Here is a 14,422-nt window from a genome sequence, read left to right on the forward strand (position 1 = left end):
TACTACTGTTACTCGAGTGATGTTTGTTACGAGTGTGAACAGTGAGAATCTCTCATGAATTCGCAGTTAGCACAAGAATTCGCGCTTTTGCCGTAAGGAAGAATTTCGGAGTGTCCGCAGGTCAGGAGTATTGGGTTCGTGAAGCGACTAGGCGACGGGCCGCGCACCGTGGCAACCTTGATCCGTGAGTAACGTAGAAAACCTCGTGGGCGAATGGTTGCCCCTCCCCGATGTCGCCCAATTGCTGAATGTTTCCATTACCAGGGTCCATGGCCTGATTGATGAGCGTGCCCTCGTGGCTGTGCGTGTGGGCGAACGGAATATCCGTTCAGTACCCGCAGAATTCCTCCAGGACGGCCAGGTGGTGGAGAGCCTCAAAGGCACCATTGTGGTCCTGGCCGACGCCGGCTACTCCGACGAAGACCTGATCATCTGGCTGTTCACTCCGGACGAGTCGCTGCGTGGCAGGCCGATTGACGCCCTCCGTGAGGGCCGGAAGACCGAGATCCGGCGCAGGGCGCAGACCCTGGCCTGGTAATTGCTGTCCTCAGGAGGCCCGGCTGACAGTAGCCTCGGCCAGCCTCCTGAGTGCGGTCTTGGGCAGCTCATCCAGCGGCAGCGCCTCCAGGGCCCCGTAGGCTGCATTACCGTATTCCCCGATCAGCACTTCGGTGGCCTGCAGCGCGCCCGAGTCTTCGATGATCCGGCGGATCTCCTGCACGTCACCGTCGTCCAGCTCCGGGCTCCCCAGCCTGGAGTCGATGAAGGCGGACTCGGCCGGAGAAGCCTGGTCCAGGGCCAACGCCACGAGCACCGTGCGCTTGCCTTCGCGCAAGTCATCTCCAGCCGGTTTCCCCGTGGTGAGGGGGTCGCCGAAGACGCCCAGGACGTCATCGCGGAGCTGGAAGGCCTCGCCCAGCGGGAGGGCGAACGCTGAATACCCCCGCAGCAGGTCGTTCGTGGCGCCGGCCAGGGCACCGCCCAGGGCCAGGGGATGCTCCGTGGAGTACTTGGCGCTCTTGAACCTGATGATCGACTGGGCCCGGCTGACGGCGCCCGCGCGGTCGCGGACCGGCCCGGCCACCTCTTCCAGGATGTCCAGGTACTGCCCCGCCATGACCTCAGCCCTCATGAGGTTGAAGATCAACCGTGCCCGGCTGCCCGACGCCGCCCGTTCGCCGATATCCGTAAATGCCTCTTCGCTGAAGGAAAGGCACAGGTCTCCGGCGAGGATGGCTGCTGCCTGCCCGAACCGCCCGCTGTCCAGGGCCCAGCCCTGGGCCTCGTGGAGTTGGCTGAACCTGCGGTGGACGCTGGGTCCCCCCCGGCGGGTATCCGAGCGGTCGATGATGTCGTCATGGATCAGGGCGGCGGCCTGGAAGAGTTCGAGCGCGGCACCTGCCGTCACCACCTCAGCGGCGCCGGCGTCTCCGCCGGCCCCGCGCCAGCCCCAGTAGCACATCAGGGCGCGCAACCGCTTTCCGCCGGTGACGAGGTTCGATATGGAACCCATAATGGGGTCAATGTCCGGCGAGATGCCGGACATGATCCCTTGGCGGGAGGTGAGGAAACCGGTCAATTCCCCGGCCACCGAGGCCACAAAGTCGGCCTGTTCGTTCCTTAGCTGCTCGGCGCCGGTCACTTGGCGGACTCAGCAGCCACGTTGGCGCCGATGGTGAAGGTAGCCACTCCGGATGCCTCAACTACCGAGAGGTTGACCGTCTCACTGTCGCCACGGACAAAGTCCTTGGACGCCACCGCACCCACGGAGTCCCCGGGTACCGCCTTGAAGCCCTGCGCTTCCAGCGCCTTCGTGTAAAAGTCGACGACGGCGGACGTGGGTCCGGCGACTGTCGCCACCAGTGCGGCGGTAGCGGGCGCGGACGACTTGTCAAAACTGCTGGAGACAACCGTCGCGTTCGGCATCAGGGGGAGGAGTTGCTGCGGGAAGCCTTCAACAAGCGCCCCCACAGTGGCCGAAGTGCTGGGGGAGGCGCTGGGGCTGGCCGACGCAGTAGTGGTTGCCTGTCCAGTTGCCGGCACTGTAGCGGGGGAGGACGGTGACGGCTGGGCAGGTGACGGTGTTGGGCTGCAGGCTGCCAGGGCCAACGCCGCACCTGCGGCAAGAACGGCCAGGCCAGCCGGTTTGAAGTTTCCAATGACCGTCACAGGGACTTTCCTCCTGGTGTTGATGCCGGATTCAGCCTCCAGTTTAGACAGTACCTACGGATAGGATTGCAGCCGTGGGGCCCGACGCAAGAAACCAGCCAGCCGCAGCACGCCTTTCGGGCGGCAGGCGGAAGTGCATCATGCACGTGGACATGGACGCTTTCTTCGTCTCCGTCGAACTGCGGACACGCCCGGAACTTCGCGGCAAGCCAGTGATCGTCGGCTTTCCGGGGGAGCGCTCAGTGGTCCTGTCCGGCTCGTATGAGGCCCGCGCTTTTGGCGTTAAATCAGCCATGCCCATGGCCGTCGCCGCCCGGATGTGCCCGCAGGCCGTCATCATCGAGCCGCGGCACAAGCTGTACTACGAAGTTTCGGCCCAGCTGATGGCCATTTTCGAATCCGTGACTGAACTGGTGGAGCCACTGAGCGTGGATGAAGCCTTCCTTGACGTCACCGGAGCGATCCGCAGGCTGGGGCCCCCGAGGGAAATCGGTGAACTCATTCGGCGCCGGGTCGCCTCCGAGCTTGGCATCACGGCGTCTGTGGGCATCGCCGAATCGAAGTTCGTGGCAAAGATCGCCTCCACCCGCTGCAAACCGGACGGCCTGCTGCTCATTGGCCCCGAACAAACCGTGCCCTACCTGCACAGCCTGCCGGTGGGTGCGCTCTGGGGCGTGGGGGCAAAGACAGCTGAAGTCCTGGCACGGATGGGAATCCGGACGGTGGCAGATGTGGCTGCCACCCCCGTCTCCACCCTCCGGCGGTTGCTCGGCGCCGGCGGTGAGCACGTACACCGGTTGTCCTGGGGCATCGACCCCAGGCCGGTTACGCCGGTGCGGTTGGAAAAGAGCATCGGAGCGGAGGAGACGTTTGCGGTTGACACATCCGATGACGCCCTCCTCCACCGCGAACTCCTTCGGCTGTCCCACCGCACGGCCGGACGCCTGCGAAGCTCCGGCATGGTGGCAAGGACCGTCGCCTTGAAACTGCGCTTTGCAGACTTTTCCACCATCACCCGAAGCCGCACCCTGCAGGCTCCCGTTGACAGTGCACAGCTGATCTATGCAGTGGCGGTCCAGCTGCTGGAGTCGGTGGGGCACCGGGCCATGCCGGTCCGGCTGGTGGGAGTGCGTGCCGAGCAGCTCGAGGACACGGCAACAACATCAGTGCAGCTCACCATCGACCGGCGGGATGAGAACTGGCGCGCCGCTGAACAGGTCCTGGATGAGGTCACCCGAAAATTCGGTTCCAAATCGGTTCTTCCGGCCCGCCTAATGGAGCCCGGAGGCGGCGCCGGCTAAAAGCGGCCTAAAACGGACCAAAAGGCGGCCGTTCCCGTGTTTCGAAAGAAATCGCCGTCTTTCAGAACGGACCGCAACAAACTATCCTTAGAGATACATAGTTTTTGAGTGATTGGACTACTGCCGGACCGTTTTGGACATGCTTCCGCTCCGGCGGCTGTGCGCCCGGTTCAACCTCCTGCCCAGGCGGGAGGACGGGAACCGAACAGGCGCACCAGCCGTTAAGGGTGCAGGAGTAATTTCTGGGACCAGCCCGGACGTTGGCCTACGAAGGAGGTCGTGATGCCGCTGTCGGAGCACGAACAGAAGCTGCTTGAGCAGTTGGAGAAGCAGCTTCACGAGGACGACCCGAAGTTTGCGAACTCCATGGGGTCGGACCCCGGGCGTTCGTGGTCTACGAGGCATGTGGTGATCGGTGTCCTTGGTGCGCTGGCAGGCGTGTTCCTGCTACTGGTTGGCGTCACGCTGCAAAGCATCTTCGTCGGCGTCCTCGGGTTTATCGTCATGGGCGGCGGCGTGTACTTTGCCACGATGCGCAGTTCCGCGGCGGCCAAGGGTGGCGCCAAGGGCAGCGCCGGCAAACCAGGCAAGCCAAGGAGTTCCTTCATGAGCAACCTCGAGGAGCGTTGGGATGAACGCCGGCGCGGGGAGCCGTAGGGCCGTCCGGTAATCCGGACCAAAACCCGGAGGCTCCATTTCGCTCCCCGACAGGGGAAAGACCAAGAGAAAGACCCGCTGAGGCGGGTCTTTTCCTGTTTAACGGCGTTTGGCCCCATCTCACGCGATGGCCCCTGCCGGATTTCCGCCGCGCCCTGTAAATCCGCTCCACTTCCCACCACCCGCTGAAAATAGCGCCATTCCGCGGCGCGTATCCCAATTTAGGGGCTCACCACGCTCGATTTTGCGTTGACTGTGGGGGAAAGTGGAGTAATGTGGAGGGCATAAGAGGGTGGTTGCAACATAGGGGATATGCATTTCCTGATATCGGACAGGCGGTGGGCCAGTGTTTCTGGGCACTCACTCGCCGCGCCTGGACGAGAAGGGACGGATCATTCTCCCGGCCAAGTTTCGTGAGGAGCTGGCAAGCGGCCTGGTGCTCACAAGGGGCCAGGAACGTTGCATCTACGTCTTCAGCGAGAAGGAATTTGCACGGGTCCACGAGCAGATGCGGGAGGCGCCAATCTCCTCCAAGCAGGCACGTGACTATATCCGTGTCTTTCTCTCTGGGGCCTCTGACGAGGTACCTGACAAGCAGGGGCGCGTGACTATTCCTCCCGCGCTCCGGGAGTACGCAGGGCTCGGAAGGGAACTGGCCGTTATTGGCGCAGGTTCCCGTGCCGAGATCTGGGACGCCCAGGCCTGGAATGAATACCTCGCAGAGAAGGAAACAGCCTTCTCTGAAACGGACGATCCGATTCCGGGCATTCTCTGAATCCCGGAGCGGTAAGCAGGAGTTTCACGCAGGAAGTTTCCTGGATGAGATCTCCAGCCGGCCGATCGGCCAGCCAACCTGACTCACTTCCCCGGAGCCAGGCGGGCGGGACGGTAGGTGCGGATGGGGATCTGATCCCGGAAGCGGAAGCAGCTACCACAACGGCGAGAAGGGACGAGGCATGAACGAACAACCGAAGCCAACGTCCGAACGCCATGTGCCGGTCCTGCGGGACCGGTGCATCAATTTGTTGGCCCCCGGATTCGATGCAGCGCGGCAGCAGGGCAAAGCCCCGATCGTCATCGACGCCACGCTGGGGATGGGCGGGCACTCCGAAGCCATGCTCCAGCGTTTCCCGGACCTCCACCTGATCGGCATAGACCGTGACGAGGAAGCACTCGCCCTTGCGGGGGAACGGCTTGCACCGTTCAGCGCACGGACGGACCTGGTCCACGCCGTCTACGACGAAATCCCCGAAGTCCTCGCGGACCTTGGCGTTACCGAAATCTCCGGCATCCTGATGGACCTTGGAGTCTCGTCGCTCCAGCTTGACGAGCGTGAGCGCGGCTTTGCCTACTCCTTCGACGCTCCCCTGGACATGCGGATGGACACCAGCCGCGGCCAGACCGCTGCTGACGTGGTCAACACATACAACGAGGAAGAGCTGGTCCGGATCATCCGGAAGTGGGGCGAAGAGAAGTTCGCCGGCCGTATCGCCAACCGGATCGTCGCTGCCCGTGGCGAGAAGCCATTCACCACCACCGGAGAACTCGTAGAGCAGATCCGGTCCGTCGTCCCCGCCGGAGCAGCCAAATCCGGAGGACATCCGGCCAAGAGGACTTTCCAGGCGTTGCGGATTGAAGTCAACGAGGAACTGGACGTCCTGGAACGCGCCGTCCCTGCCGCCGTGGATGCGTTGGCCATGGGCGGACGAATCGTGGTCATGTCCTACCACTCCCTCGAGGACAAGATCGTCAAAAGCGTCCTCCAGGGCCGCTCCAAGTCCTCCGCCCCGCTCGGGTTTCCGGTGGAACTGGAAGAACATAAACCCGAACTCAAGATCCTGACCAAGGGCACCGAGGTGCCCACCGCCGTCGAAATCGCCGAGAACCCCCGTGCCGCCTCAGCCAGGCTCCGTGCGGCGGAACGAATCAGAGCCAGGAGAGCTGCATGAGCACCGCTGCCGTCAAGAACTTTCCCGCCTCTCCCGGCAATCCGGCGCAGCGGGAAGAGCGGAAGAGCCGCACCCCGCTGTCCGTGGTGCGCAGCATGCCCCGCAAGCGGCGTGCTCCTTTTGTCGTCCTCTGCTTTGCCATGCTCGCAGTAGCCCTGGTGGCAGTCCTGGTCCTGAACATCTCGGTATCCACTGCGCAGTACCAGCTGGTGGAACTGCGCGCCAAGCAGAGCACGCTGACCAAGCAGAACCAGGACCTCACCCAGCAGGTGCAGAACTTCGAGGCCCCGCAGAACCTTGCGGCCAAGGCCAAGGACCTGGGCATGGTGGCATCCACCGTCAAGGGCCAGATCGACCTCTCCACGCTGTCCGTCACCGGCAAGGCCACGCCGGCAGTGAAGGGTGCCACTGAAGGCGCAGTCATTCCTGCCCCGGCCGTTCCGGGGCAGCTGATCGTTGTGCCTCCGGCGTCAACCGGTGAACCCCTGGCAAGCCGCAAGCCGGCAGCAGAAACCCCGCCTGCCGCAGCGGCTCCCGCCGCCGAGGCGCCCGCAGCCGCAGCACCGGCCCGCCAGGCCTCCGCGGCCGAACTGAACGGCGGCACAGTTCCCGCACCGCAGCAGAAGATGCCCGGACAGTAACAGCGGAACTGGCAGGCACGAGGGACGAACAGCAAGGAAGATCAGTGGCGCAGAAGACCGGTAAGGCAGTGAACGGCAAAGCGCCCAACCCCACCAGGCGGCTGCGCCTGGGCCTGGGCATCATGCTCTCCCTCCTGCTGGTGGTTGGCGGAAAGCTGTTCCTGGTCCAGGGGCTGGATGTCGGCGGCATGGCTGAAGCGGCCCTTAACAAGAGGATGACCGAAACCGTCCTGCCTGCAGAGCGGGGCAGCATCCTGGATGCCAACGGCACGGTCCTGGCCAACAGTGTGATCCGCTACAACGTGGTGGTTGACCAGCAGCTCAACACAAAGACGGAGACCTTCCGGCGCCTGGATAAAGTCGACGGCAAGGAAAAACTCGTCGAAGTCAGCCGCGACCAGGGGCTCTCCGAGCTGGCGGCGGTCCTGGGCATGGACAAGGACGCCATCGTCAAGGCGGTTACCGGTGAGTCCCGCTACTACATCGTGGCCAAGGACGTGAAGCCGGACGTCGAGGACCGCATTTCCAAACTCCAGGTGCCCGGCATCGTCACCGAAGGCGTCAGCAAGCGTGTCTATCCCAACGGCTCAGTGGCGGGCGGCATCATCGGCTTCCTGCAGGAGGGTGGCAGCGGACAGGCCGGCATCGAACAGACTCAGGACGACCTCCTGAAGGGGTCGGATGGCAAGCGCCTGTTCGAAATCGGGGCGGACGGCCTCCGGATTCCGGTGGGCGTGGACGAGCTGACCGCACCGCAGGACGGCAAGAACGTTAAGCTCACTATTAACTCCGACCTCCAGTACTTTGCGCAGCAGGCCATCCAAAGCCAGGCGGACAAGCTCAGCGCCGAATGGGGCGTCATCATTGTCATGGACGTCAAGACCGGCAACCTGGTGGCCATGGCGGACACCAACTCCCCGGACCCGAACAACCCGGGGCTGGTTGCCGCCAAGGACCGCGGTGTCCGGGCCGTTACCGCAGCCTACGAGCCGGGTTCCGTGGAGAAGATGCTGACCGCGGCGGCCCTGATCGAGGAAGGCAAGGCCAACCCGCTCAGCGAATACACGCTGCCCCCCTCCTATACCGTCAACGGCCAGACGTTCACCGACTCCTTTTCACACGGCACAGAGAAGCGCACCCTTGCCGGCATCCTGGGCTATTCCATGAACACGGGAACCGTGATGGCCGGGCAGGCCCTGAGCAAGGAACAGCGCTACGACTGGTTGCAGAAGTTCGGCATCGGCCAGGCTCCGGACATCGGGCTCCCCGCCACCGCCTCCGGAATCCTCACCCCCGCAGACCAGTGGGATGGCCGGCAGGAATTCACCGTCCTCTTCGGGCAAGGCGTGTCACAGTCCACGCTCCAGACCGTGCGCGCGTTCCAGTCAGTGGCCAACAACGGGGTGATGCTCCAGCCGCGGCTGATCGACTCGTATGTTTCCGCCGACGGGACCGAGGAAAAGGTGCCGGCAGCAGCCCCCACCCGGGTTGTGTCCGACAGCACCGCCCAGCAGGTCCAGGACATCCTGGAAAGCGCCGTCACCGAAGGCCAGATCAAGGACGCCGCGATTGACGGCTACCGGGTGGGCGCCAAAACCGGCACCTCGGAATCGCCATGCGACGACGGCAAGTCCGGCTTCTGCGGCTACACCGCCTCCATGGTGGGCATGGCGCCGATGGATGATCCGCGGTTTATTGTTGAGGTGGTACTTCAGCGGCCCAAGGGCAGCATCTACGGGATTACCAACGGGCCGGTCTTCCGGTCGGTCATGAGCCAGGCACTGCGGACCTACAACGTCCAGCCGTCCACCGGCGAACCGGCCAGGCTGCCCCAGTTCGCCAAGTAGCACCCCGGCGCCACCACGGCCCAGCAGCGCCCCGCTGCGGCCACAGCCGGGCACGGTCCACTAGCACCATCGGAGATTCCTTGTCAGACTTCACGCCGTCCCACAGCAGCGCCGTTCCGGCCGCTCCTGCCAGTAAGGCCAGGTTCCGGCCCGCCGCCGTCGAACCCGTCCGCCTGGCGAGCATCGGCGCCGCCGTAGGCGTCGCAGTTCCCGGACATGCAGCAGACGTCACGGTAACGGGAATCACCCTGAACTCCCGGTCCGTCGAAGCCGGAGACCTCTACGTTGCCCTCCCCGGGGCTTCCCGCCACGGTGCTGATTTCGTGGCACAGGCCGTGGGCGCCGGCGCGGTGGCGGTCCTGACCGACGACGCCGGTGCACGCCTGCTGGCGCTGGGAAACGACACCCCGGTTCCGGTCCTCGTGGTGGACAAACCCCGCAACGTAGTGGGTCCGCTGTCCGCAGCCATCTACGGCAGCACCGACGGCGCCGAGGATGATTTCACGCTGTTTGGCGTGACCGGCACCAACGGCAAGACCACCACCACGTACTTCATCAACTCATTGCTGCGCGCCCTCGGCACCCGGTCCGGCCTGATCGGCACCATCGAAATCCTTGCCGGCACGGAGCCCATTCCCAGCCTGCTGACCACGCCGGAGTCCACCGAAGTGCACGGGCTGCTTGCCCTCATGCGCGAGCGGGGACTGGGAGCGGCAGCCATGGAGGTTTCCTCACACGCCATCTCGTACCAGCGCGTGGACGGCGTGCTGTTTGACGTGGCCGGCTTCACCAACCTGACGCAGGACCACCTGGACCTGCACGGCACCATGGATGACTACTTCGCCACCAAAGCCGAACTGTTCACGCCCGCCCGCGCCCGCAGGGCAGTAGTGACGGTCGACGACGAGTGGGGCCGCCGCCTGGCCGGCACCGCCGGCATCCCGGTCACCACCCTCAGCACGGACGGGCAGGCAGCCGCGGACTGGGCCGTGGCCACCACCGAACCCCGGGGCCTCGGCACCGCTTTCACGCTCAAAGGTCCCGATGGCGCAGAACTGCGCCTGCACACCGGACTGCCCGGCAGCTTTAACGTCGCCAACGCCGCCCTGGCGGCGGTAATGGTCCTCGCCGGGGGTGTGGACCACGCGGTGCTTCAGGAAGCCGTGGACACGGCCGACCCATTCACCGTCGCCGTCCCCGGACGCATGCAACTTGTCGCCGAGCAGCCCGCCGCCGTCGTCGATTTCGCCCACAACACCGATGCCCTGGCCCGTGCCCTCGAGGCCGTCCGCCCGCCGGCGCCGGACTCCCGGCTGATCGTCGTCTTCGGCGCCACCGGCCAGCGCGACCAGGGCAAACGCCCTGCCATGGGCGCCGTGGCTGCCCGGCTGGCGGACACGGTCATCATCACTGACGACGACCCCCACGACGAGGACGCAGCCGCCATCCGCGCGGACGTCCTGGCGGGTGCGGAACACGCACGGAGCAGCGAATCGCTGCCCTGCGAGATCCTGGAGGTCTTCCCCAGGGACGAGGCCATCCGGCGCGCAGTGGAGCTCGCTGGCCCTTCGGACAGCATCCTTGTGGCCGGCCGGGGCCATGAAGTGTGGCAGGAAGTCAAAGGCGTCAATCTTGCCCTTGACGACCGCGTGGAACTGCGCAGCGCCTTGACAGCCAGGGGATTCAACGTTCTCCAAGACGACCGGATAGAGTCCTAGACCGAGATGATTGCTTTTACTGCGGCCGAAATCGCCGACATCACCAAGGGGCGCCTGGACGCCGATCCCGGAATTACGCCTACATCGGTAGTGACGGACTCCCGCGAAGCCACACCCGGTTCGCTGTACGTGGCCAAGCCCGGAGAACACGCTGACGGGCATGATTTCATCGCCGCAGCGTTCGAATCCGGCGCCGTGCTGGCGCTCGTGGAGCGCCCGGCGGCCAGGCCGGACGGCAGTTCCTACCCGTCGGTACTGGTGGAGGACGCAGTCCTCGCCATGGGCGCATTGGCGGCGGAGGCCGTGCGGCGCATCCGTGCCGCCCGTGCCGCGGCAGTCCAGGAGCTCACCGTCGTCGGCATCACGGGCTCCGCCGGCAAGACCACCACCAAGGACCTCCTGGCCGGGCTGTTCGCCTCCCAGGGCTCAACGGTGGCGCCGAAAGGCTCCTACAACGGCGAGGTAGGCGTTCCGCTGACCGTCTTCCAGGCGGATGAGGGCACGCGCTATCTCGTGATCGAAATGGGCGCAACCGGGATCGGCCACATCCGGTACCTCGCCGACATGGTGAAGCCGGACATCGGAGTGGTCCTCGCGGTGGGAACCGCCCACGCCGGCGAATTCGGCGGAGTAGACAACATCGCACTCGCCAAGGGCGAGATGGTTGAAGGCCTCTCCGCCGACGGGACCGCGATCATCAACCTCGACGACGACAGGGTGGCCGCCATGCGCAGCCGCACCACGGCCACCGTGCTCGGCTTCAGCGCCGAAGGACGCGGGGGAGCCGCCGTGCAGGCCCTCAGCGCCGATACCAACGAACACGGCAACCCGGAATTCGACCTTCAGCTGCCCGGCAGCGACGGTCCGCAGCACGTGGCCAGCAAGCTCATCGGGGCGCACCACACCGGCAACCTGCTCGCCGCGGCGGCCGCTGCCTTCGCAGCCGGGATGTCCGGCGCGGACATTGCCGCCGGCCTGAGCAAGCAAAGCGCGGCAAGCCGCTGGCGCATGGAACGCACAGAACGTGCGGACGGCGTCACGGTGATCAACGATGCCTACAACGCCAATCCGGAATCCATGCGGGCAGCGTTGCGCACGCTCGCCGATCTTGGACGCGGCAGGCGGACCTGGGCGGTGCTCGGCGCGATGCTTGAACTCGGTGACGACTCCATCCGGGAACACACCGCCGTGGGAACGCAGGTGGTCCGGCTCAACATCTCCAGGCTGGTGGTGGTGGGCCGGGAAGCGCGGGCCCTCTATGTTTCAGCCGTCCAGGAAGGCTCCTGGGGCGACGAATGCCTGTTCGCCGAAAACCCGGACGAGGCCTACGAACTCCTCAATGCCGAGCTCGAACCGGGAGACCTGGTCCTCTTCAAGTCCTCCAACAGCGTGGGCCTGCGCCATCTGGGCGATCGGATAGCATTACCCCCACAAACCCCCCTGAACGCCGATGAAAGGAGCACACAGCTGTGATTGCACTTTTGATCGGCGCCGGGCTGGCCCTGCTCTGCGCCCTCGTCGGAACCCCGCTGTTCATCAGGCTGCTGGTCCGCCGCGGCTACGGCCAGTTCATCAGGGATGACGGACCCACGTCCCACCACACGAAGCGCGGGACGCCAACCATGGGCGGCACCGTGGTGGTGGCCGCCGTGCTGCTGAGCTATGGGCTCACACACCTCATCATGTTCCTGATGAACCCGGATTCCCCGGGGCCGTCCGCCTCCGCCCTGATCCTGCTGTTCCTCATGGTGGGTATGGGTCTCGTCGGGTTCCTCGACGACTTCATCAAGATCTCCCGGCAGCGGAGCCTCGGCTTGAACGCCAAGGCCAAGCTGATCCTGCAGGCCGCCGTCGGCGTTATCTTCGCCGTACTCGCACTGAACTTTCCGGACGAATCCGGGCTCGCGCCCGCCTCCACCAAGATCTCGCTGGTGCGTGACCTGCCGTGGCTTGACCTCGCCTTCGGCGGGACCGTCCTCGGGGCCATCCTTTTCGTGGTCTGGTCCAACCTGATCGTCACCGCCGCCACCAACGGCGTCAACCTCACCGACGGCCTGGACGGGCTGGCGGCCGGCGCCTCCGTCATGGTCTTCGGCGCCTACACCCTGATGGGAATCTGGCAGAGCAACCAGGCCTGCGGTTCGCCCCGGGAAGCCGGCAGCGGCTGCTACTCCGTCCGCGACCCCCTGGACCTCGCCCTGCTGGCAGCCATCATGAGCGCGGCGCTGGTGGGCTTCCTCTGGTGGAACACTTCGCCGGCCAAGATCTTCATGGGCGACACCGGCTCCCTGGCGATCGGTGGTGCCATTGCAGGGTTCGCGATCCTCTCGCGCACCGAACTGCTGCTGGGCATCATCGGCGGACTCTTCGTCCTCATCACCCTCTCGGTCATCATCCAGGTTGGCTACTTCAAAGCCACCGGCGGCAAACGGGTCTTCAAAATGGCACCCCTGCAGCACCACTTCGAACTCAAGGGCTGGGCCGAAGTCACGGTGGTGGTCAGGTTCTGGATCCTTGGCGGCCTCTTTGTCGCCGTCGGTCTTGGTATCTTCTACGCTGAATGGGTTGTGCTGCTGTGACCGTTTCCCCCCGCCTGGAAAACCTCGTCACCTGGGACTCTGACTGGTCCGGGCTGCGCGTGGCCGTTACCGGCATCGGTGTCTCAGGCTTTGCCGCCGCGGACACGCTGATCGAACTGGGTGCCCGGGTGGTGGTGGTCGATGCCGCCACCAGCGACACCGCCAAGGCCTCGGCCGACACCCTGAAGATCGTCGGTGCCGCCGATGTCCTTCTCGGCGAAGAAGCTGTTACCCGCATTCCGCGGATCGACGGCGAACTGCCGGAACTGATCGTCACCTCACCGGGCTGGCGTCCGGACCAGGCCCTGCTTGCCGCGGCAGCCCGCGCACACATCCCCGTATGGGGCGACGTCGAACTGGCCTGGCGGGTCCGCCGGCGGGAGGGGCGCAAGACCGCCGACTGGCTGGCCATCACCGGCACCAACGGCAAGACCACCACCGTGGGCCTCACCGAATCCATGCTGCGGGCCGCAGGGTTGAAGGCCATCGCGGTAGGCAACGTGGGCAAGCCCATCCTTGATGCCATCCGGGAACCGGTCGAATACGACGTCTTCGCCGTGGAACTGTCCAGCTTCCAGCTGCACTGGGCGGAATCCCTGTCGCCGCTGGCCAGCGTCTGCCTCAACGTTGCCGAAGACCACGTGGACTGGCACGGATCCTACGACTCCTACCTGGCGGACAAGGCAAAGGTCTACGAACGGACCCAAAAGGCCTGCCTCTACAACGCCGAGCAGTTCGAAACCGAACGCATGGTGGAGAACGCCGACGTCGTGGAAGGGTGCCGTGCCATCGGTTTCACCACCGTGACTCCGGCGATCAGCATGCTGGGCGTCGTGGAAGGCCTCCTGGTGGACCGTGCCTTCATCGAAGAGCGGCGGGACAGCGCCGCGGAACTCGCGGCCATGGCCGACCTCGGTCCGATCGCTCCCCGGCATATGGTGGCCAACGCGCTTGCCGCCGCGGGGCTGGTCCGCGCCTACGGGGTCGACGCCGCGGCTGTCCGCCAGGGGATCCGGGACTACGTTCCCGGCGACCACCGCATCCAGCCGGTTGCCCGGCACGAAGGCGTGTTGTGGGTCAACGATTCCAAAGCCACCAATCCCCACGCCGCCGCAGCTTCACTGGCGGCCTTCACCAACGTCGTCTGGATTGCCGGCGGGCTCTCAAAGGGCGTCACCTATGACGACCTGGTCCGCGAGCAGGCACACCGGCTCAAGGCTGTGGTACTGATCGGAACCGACTCCACCGAGCTTGCCGGAGCCCTCCAGCGACACGCGCCGGATGTCCCCGTAATTGCGGCGGCGCCGGGTGAAACTGAAGAGGTGCAGACTGCTGCAGCGGAAGGTGCCACCGGTACCCGTTTCCCCCTTTCCGGGGAGCAGGTCATGTCCCAGGCCGTTGCGACAGCAGCCCAGCTGGCCGGCTCCGGCGATACTGTGCTGATGGCTCCGGCAGCTGCCTCCATGGATCAGTTCTCTTCCTACGCACACCGCGGCAACACATTCATCGAAGCTGTCCGCGGGCTGGTGGAAGGGCAGGCCAAAACCGGCGAGGAGTAAGA

General features: G+C 65.2%; 13 protein-coding genes. 11 read left to right on the top strand and 2 right to left on the bottom strand.

The window, feature by feature from the left end; all coding sequences use genetic code 11:
- Positions 1 to 184 precede the first annotated feature (184 nt).
- Complete coding sequence (locus tag ACHL_RS07855; RefSeq protein ID WP_015936766.1) at positions 185 to 538, top strand: Rv2175c family DNA-binding protein; 354 nt, start codon at positions 185 to 187, stop codon at positions 536 to 538.
- A gap of 9 nt (positions 539 to 547) precedes the next feature.
- On the opposite strand, the gene ACHL_RS07860 is transcribed toward ACHL_RS07855, so the two are convergent.
- Positions 548 to 1,642 carry a polyprenyl synthetase family protein gene (locus tag ACHL_RS07860; RefSeq protein ID WP_015936767.1) on the bottom strand — a complete coding sequence of 365 codons (1,095 nt, stop codon included), beginning with the start codon at positions 1,640 to 1,642 and terminating at the stop codon, positions 548 to 550.
- Positions 1,639 to 2,169 carry a hypothetical protein gene (locus ACHL_RS07865; protein WP_015936768.1) on the bottom strand — a complete coding sequence of 177 codons (531 nt, stop codon included), beginning with the start codon at positions 2,167 to 2,169 and terminating at the stop codon, positions 1,639 to 1,641. Before ACHL_RS07865 ends, ACHL_RS07860 begins: the two co-directional genes overlap by 4 nt.
- Positions 2,170 to 2,309: 140 nt before the next feature.
- Between ACHL_RS07865 and dinB the strand changes: the two genes are divergently transcribed.
- The 10 genes from dinB to murD all read left to right on the top strand — a co-directional run bounded on the left by dinB (position 2,310) and on the right by murD (position 14,420).
- The gene (gene dinB / locus ACHL_RS07870) at positions 2,310 to 3,470 is read left to right on the top strand and encodes a DNA polymerase IV (RefSeq protein ID WP_081434801.1); all 1,161 of its coding nucleotides are present in this window, start codon (positions 2,310 to 2,312) and stop codon (positions 3,468 to 3,470) included.
- 282 nt (positions 3,471 to 3,752) lie between these two features.
- Positions 3,753 to 4,127, top strand: a complete 375-nt coding sequence (locus tag ACHL_RS07875) for a DUF3040 domain-containing protein (protein ID WP_015936770.1) — start codon at positions 3,753 to 3,755, stop codon at positions 4,125 to 4,127.
- 346 nt (positions 4,128 to 4,473) lie between these two features.
- On the top strand, positions 4,474 to 4,902 hold the full coding sequence (gene mraZ / locus ACHL_RS07880) for a division/cell wall cluster transcriptional repressor MraZ (RefSeq protein ID WP_009358613.1): 429 nt from the start codon (positions 4,474 to 4,476) through the stop codon (positions 4,900 to 4,902).
- 181 nt (positions 4,903 to 5,083) lie between these two features.
- The gene (rsmH, locus tag ACHL_RS07885) at positions 5,084 to 6,076 is read left to right on the top strand and encodes a 16S rRNA (cytosine(1402)-N(4))-methyltransferase RsmH (RefSeq protein ID WP_015936771.1); all 993 of its coding nucleotides are present in this window, start codon (positions 5,084 to 5,086) and stop codon (positions 6,074 to 6,076) included.
- Complete coding sequence (locus tag ACHL_RS07890) at positions 6,073 to 6,717, top strand: hypothetical protein (RefSeq protein WP_015936772.1); 645 nt, start codon at positions 6,073 to 6,075, stop codon at positions 6,715 to 6,717. The genes rsmH and ACHL_RS07890 overlap by 4 nt, the downstream gene beginning before the upstream one ends.
- A 44-nt stretch (positions 6,718 to 6,761) precedes the next feature.
- Positions 6,762 to 8,564, top strand: coding sequence for a peptidoglycan D,D-transpeptidase FtsI family protein (locus ACHL_RS07895; RefSeq protein WP_015936773.1), 1,803 nt, complete (start codon positions 6,762 to 6,764; stop codon positions 8,562 to 8,564).
- Between the two features lie 80 nt (positions 8,565 to 8,644).
- Positions 8,645 to 10,282 (top strand): UDP-N-acetylmuramoyl-L-alanyl-D-glutamate--2,6-diaminopimelate ligase, encoded by a 1,638-nt coding sequence (locus ACHL_RS07900; RefSeq protein ID WP_015936774.1) that lies wholly within the window; start codon positions 8,645 to 8,647, stop codon positions 10,280 to 10,282.
- Between the two features lie 6 nt (positions 10,283 to 10,288).
- Positions 10,289 to 11,755, top strand: coding sequence for a UDP-N-acetylmuramoyl-tripeptide--D-alanyl-D-alanine ligase (locus ACHL_RS07905; RefSeq protein WP_015936775.1), 1,467 nt, complete (start codon positions 10,289 to 10,291; stop codon positions 11,753 to 11,755).
- Positions 11,752 to 12,861, top strand: a complete 1,110-nt coding sequence (gene mraY / locus ACHL_RS07910; RefSeq protein ID WP_015936776.1) for a phospho-N-acetylmuramoyl-pentapeptide-transferase — start codon at positions 11,752 to 11,754, stop codon at positions 12,859 to 12,861. The genes ACHL_RS07905 and mraY overlap by 4 nt, the downstream gene beginning before the upstream one ends.
- Positions 12,843 to 14,420: a UDP-N-acetylmuramoyl-L-alanine--D-glutamate ligase gene (murD, locus tag ACHL_RS07915; RefSeq protein WP_015936777.1), complete on the top strand. Its 1,578-nt coding sequence runs from the start codon at positions 12,843 to 12,845 to the stop codon at positions 14,418 to 14,420. The genes mraY and murD overlap by 19 nt, the downstream gene beginning before the upstream one ends.
- Positions 14,421 to 14,422 lie beyond the last annotated feature (2 nt).

The sequence above is a fragment of the Pseudarthrobacter chlorophenolicus A6 genome (genome assembly GCF_000022025.1).
Lineage (GTDB): Bacteria > Actinomycetota > Actinomycetes > Actinomycetales > Micrococcaceae > Arthrobacter > Arthrobacter chlorophenolicus.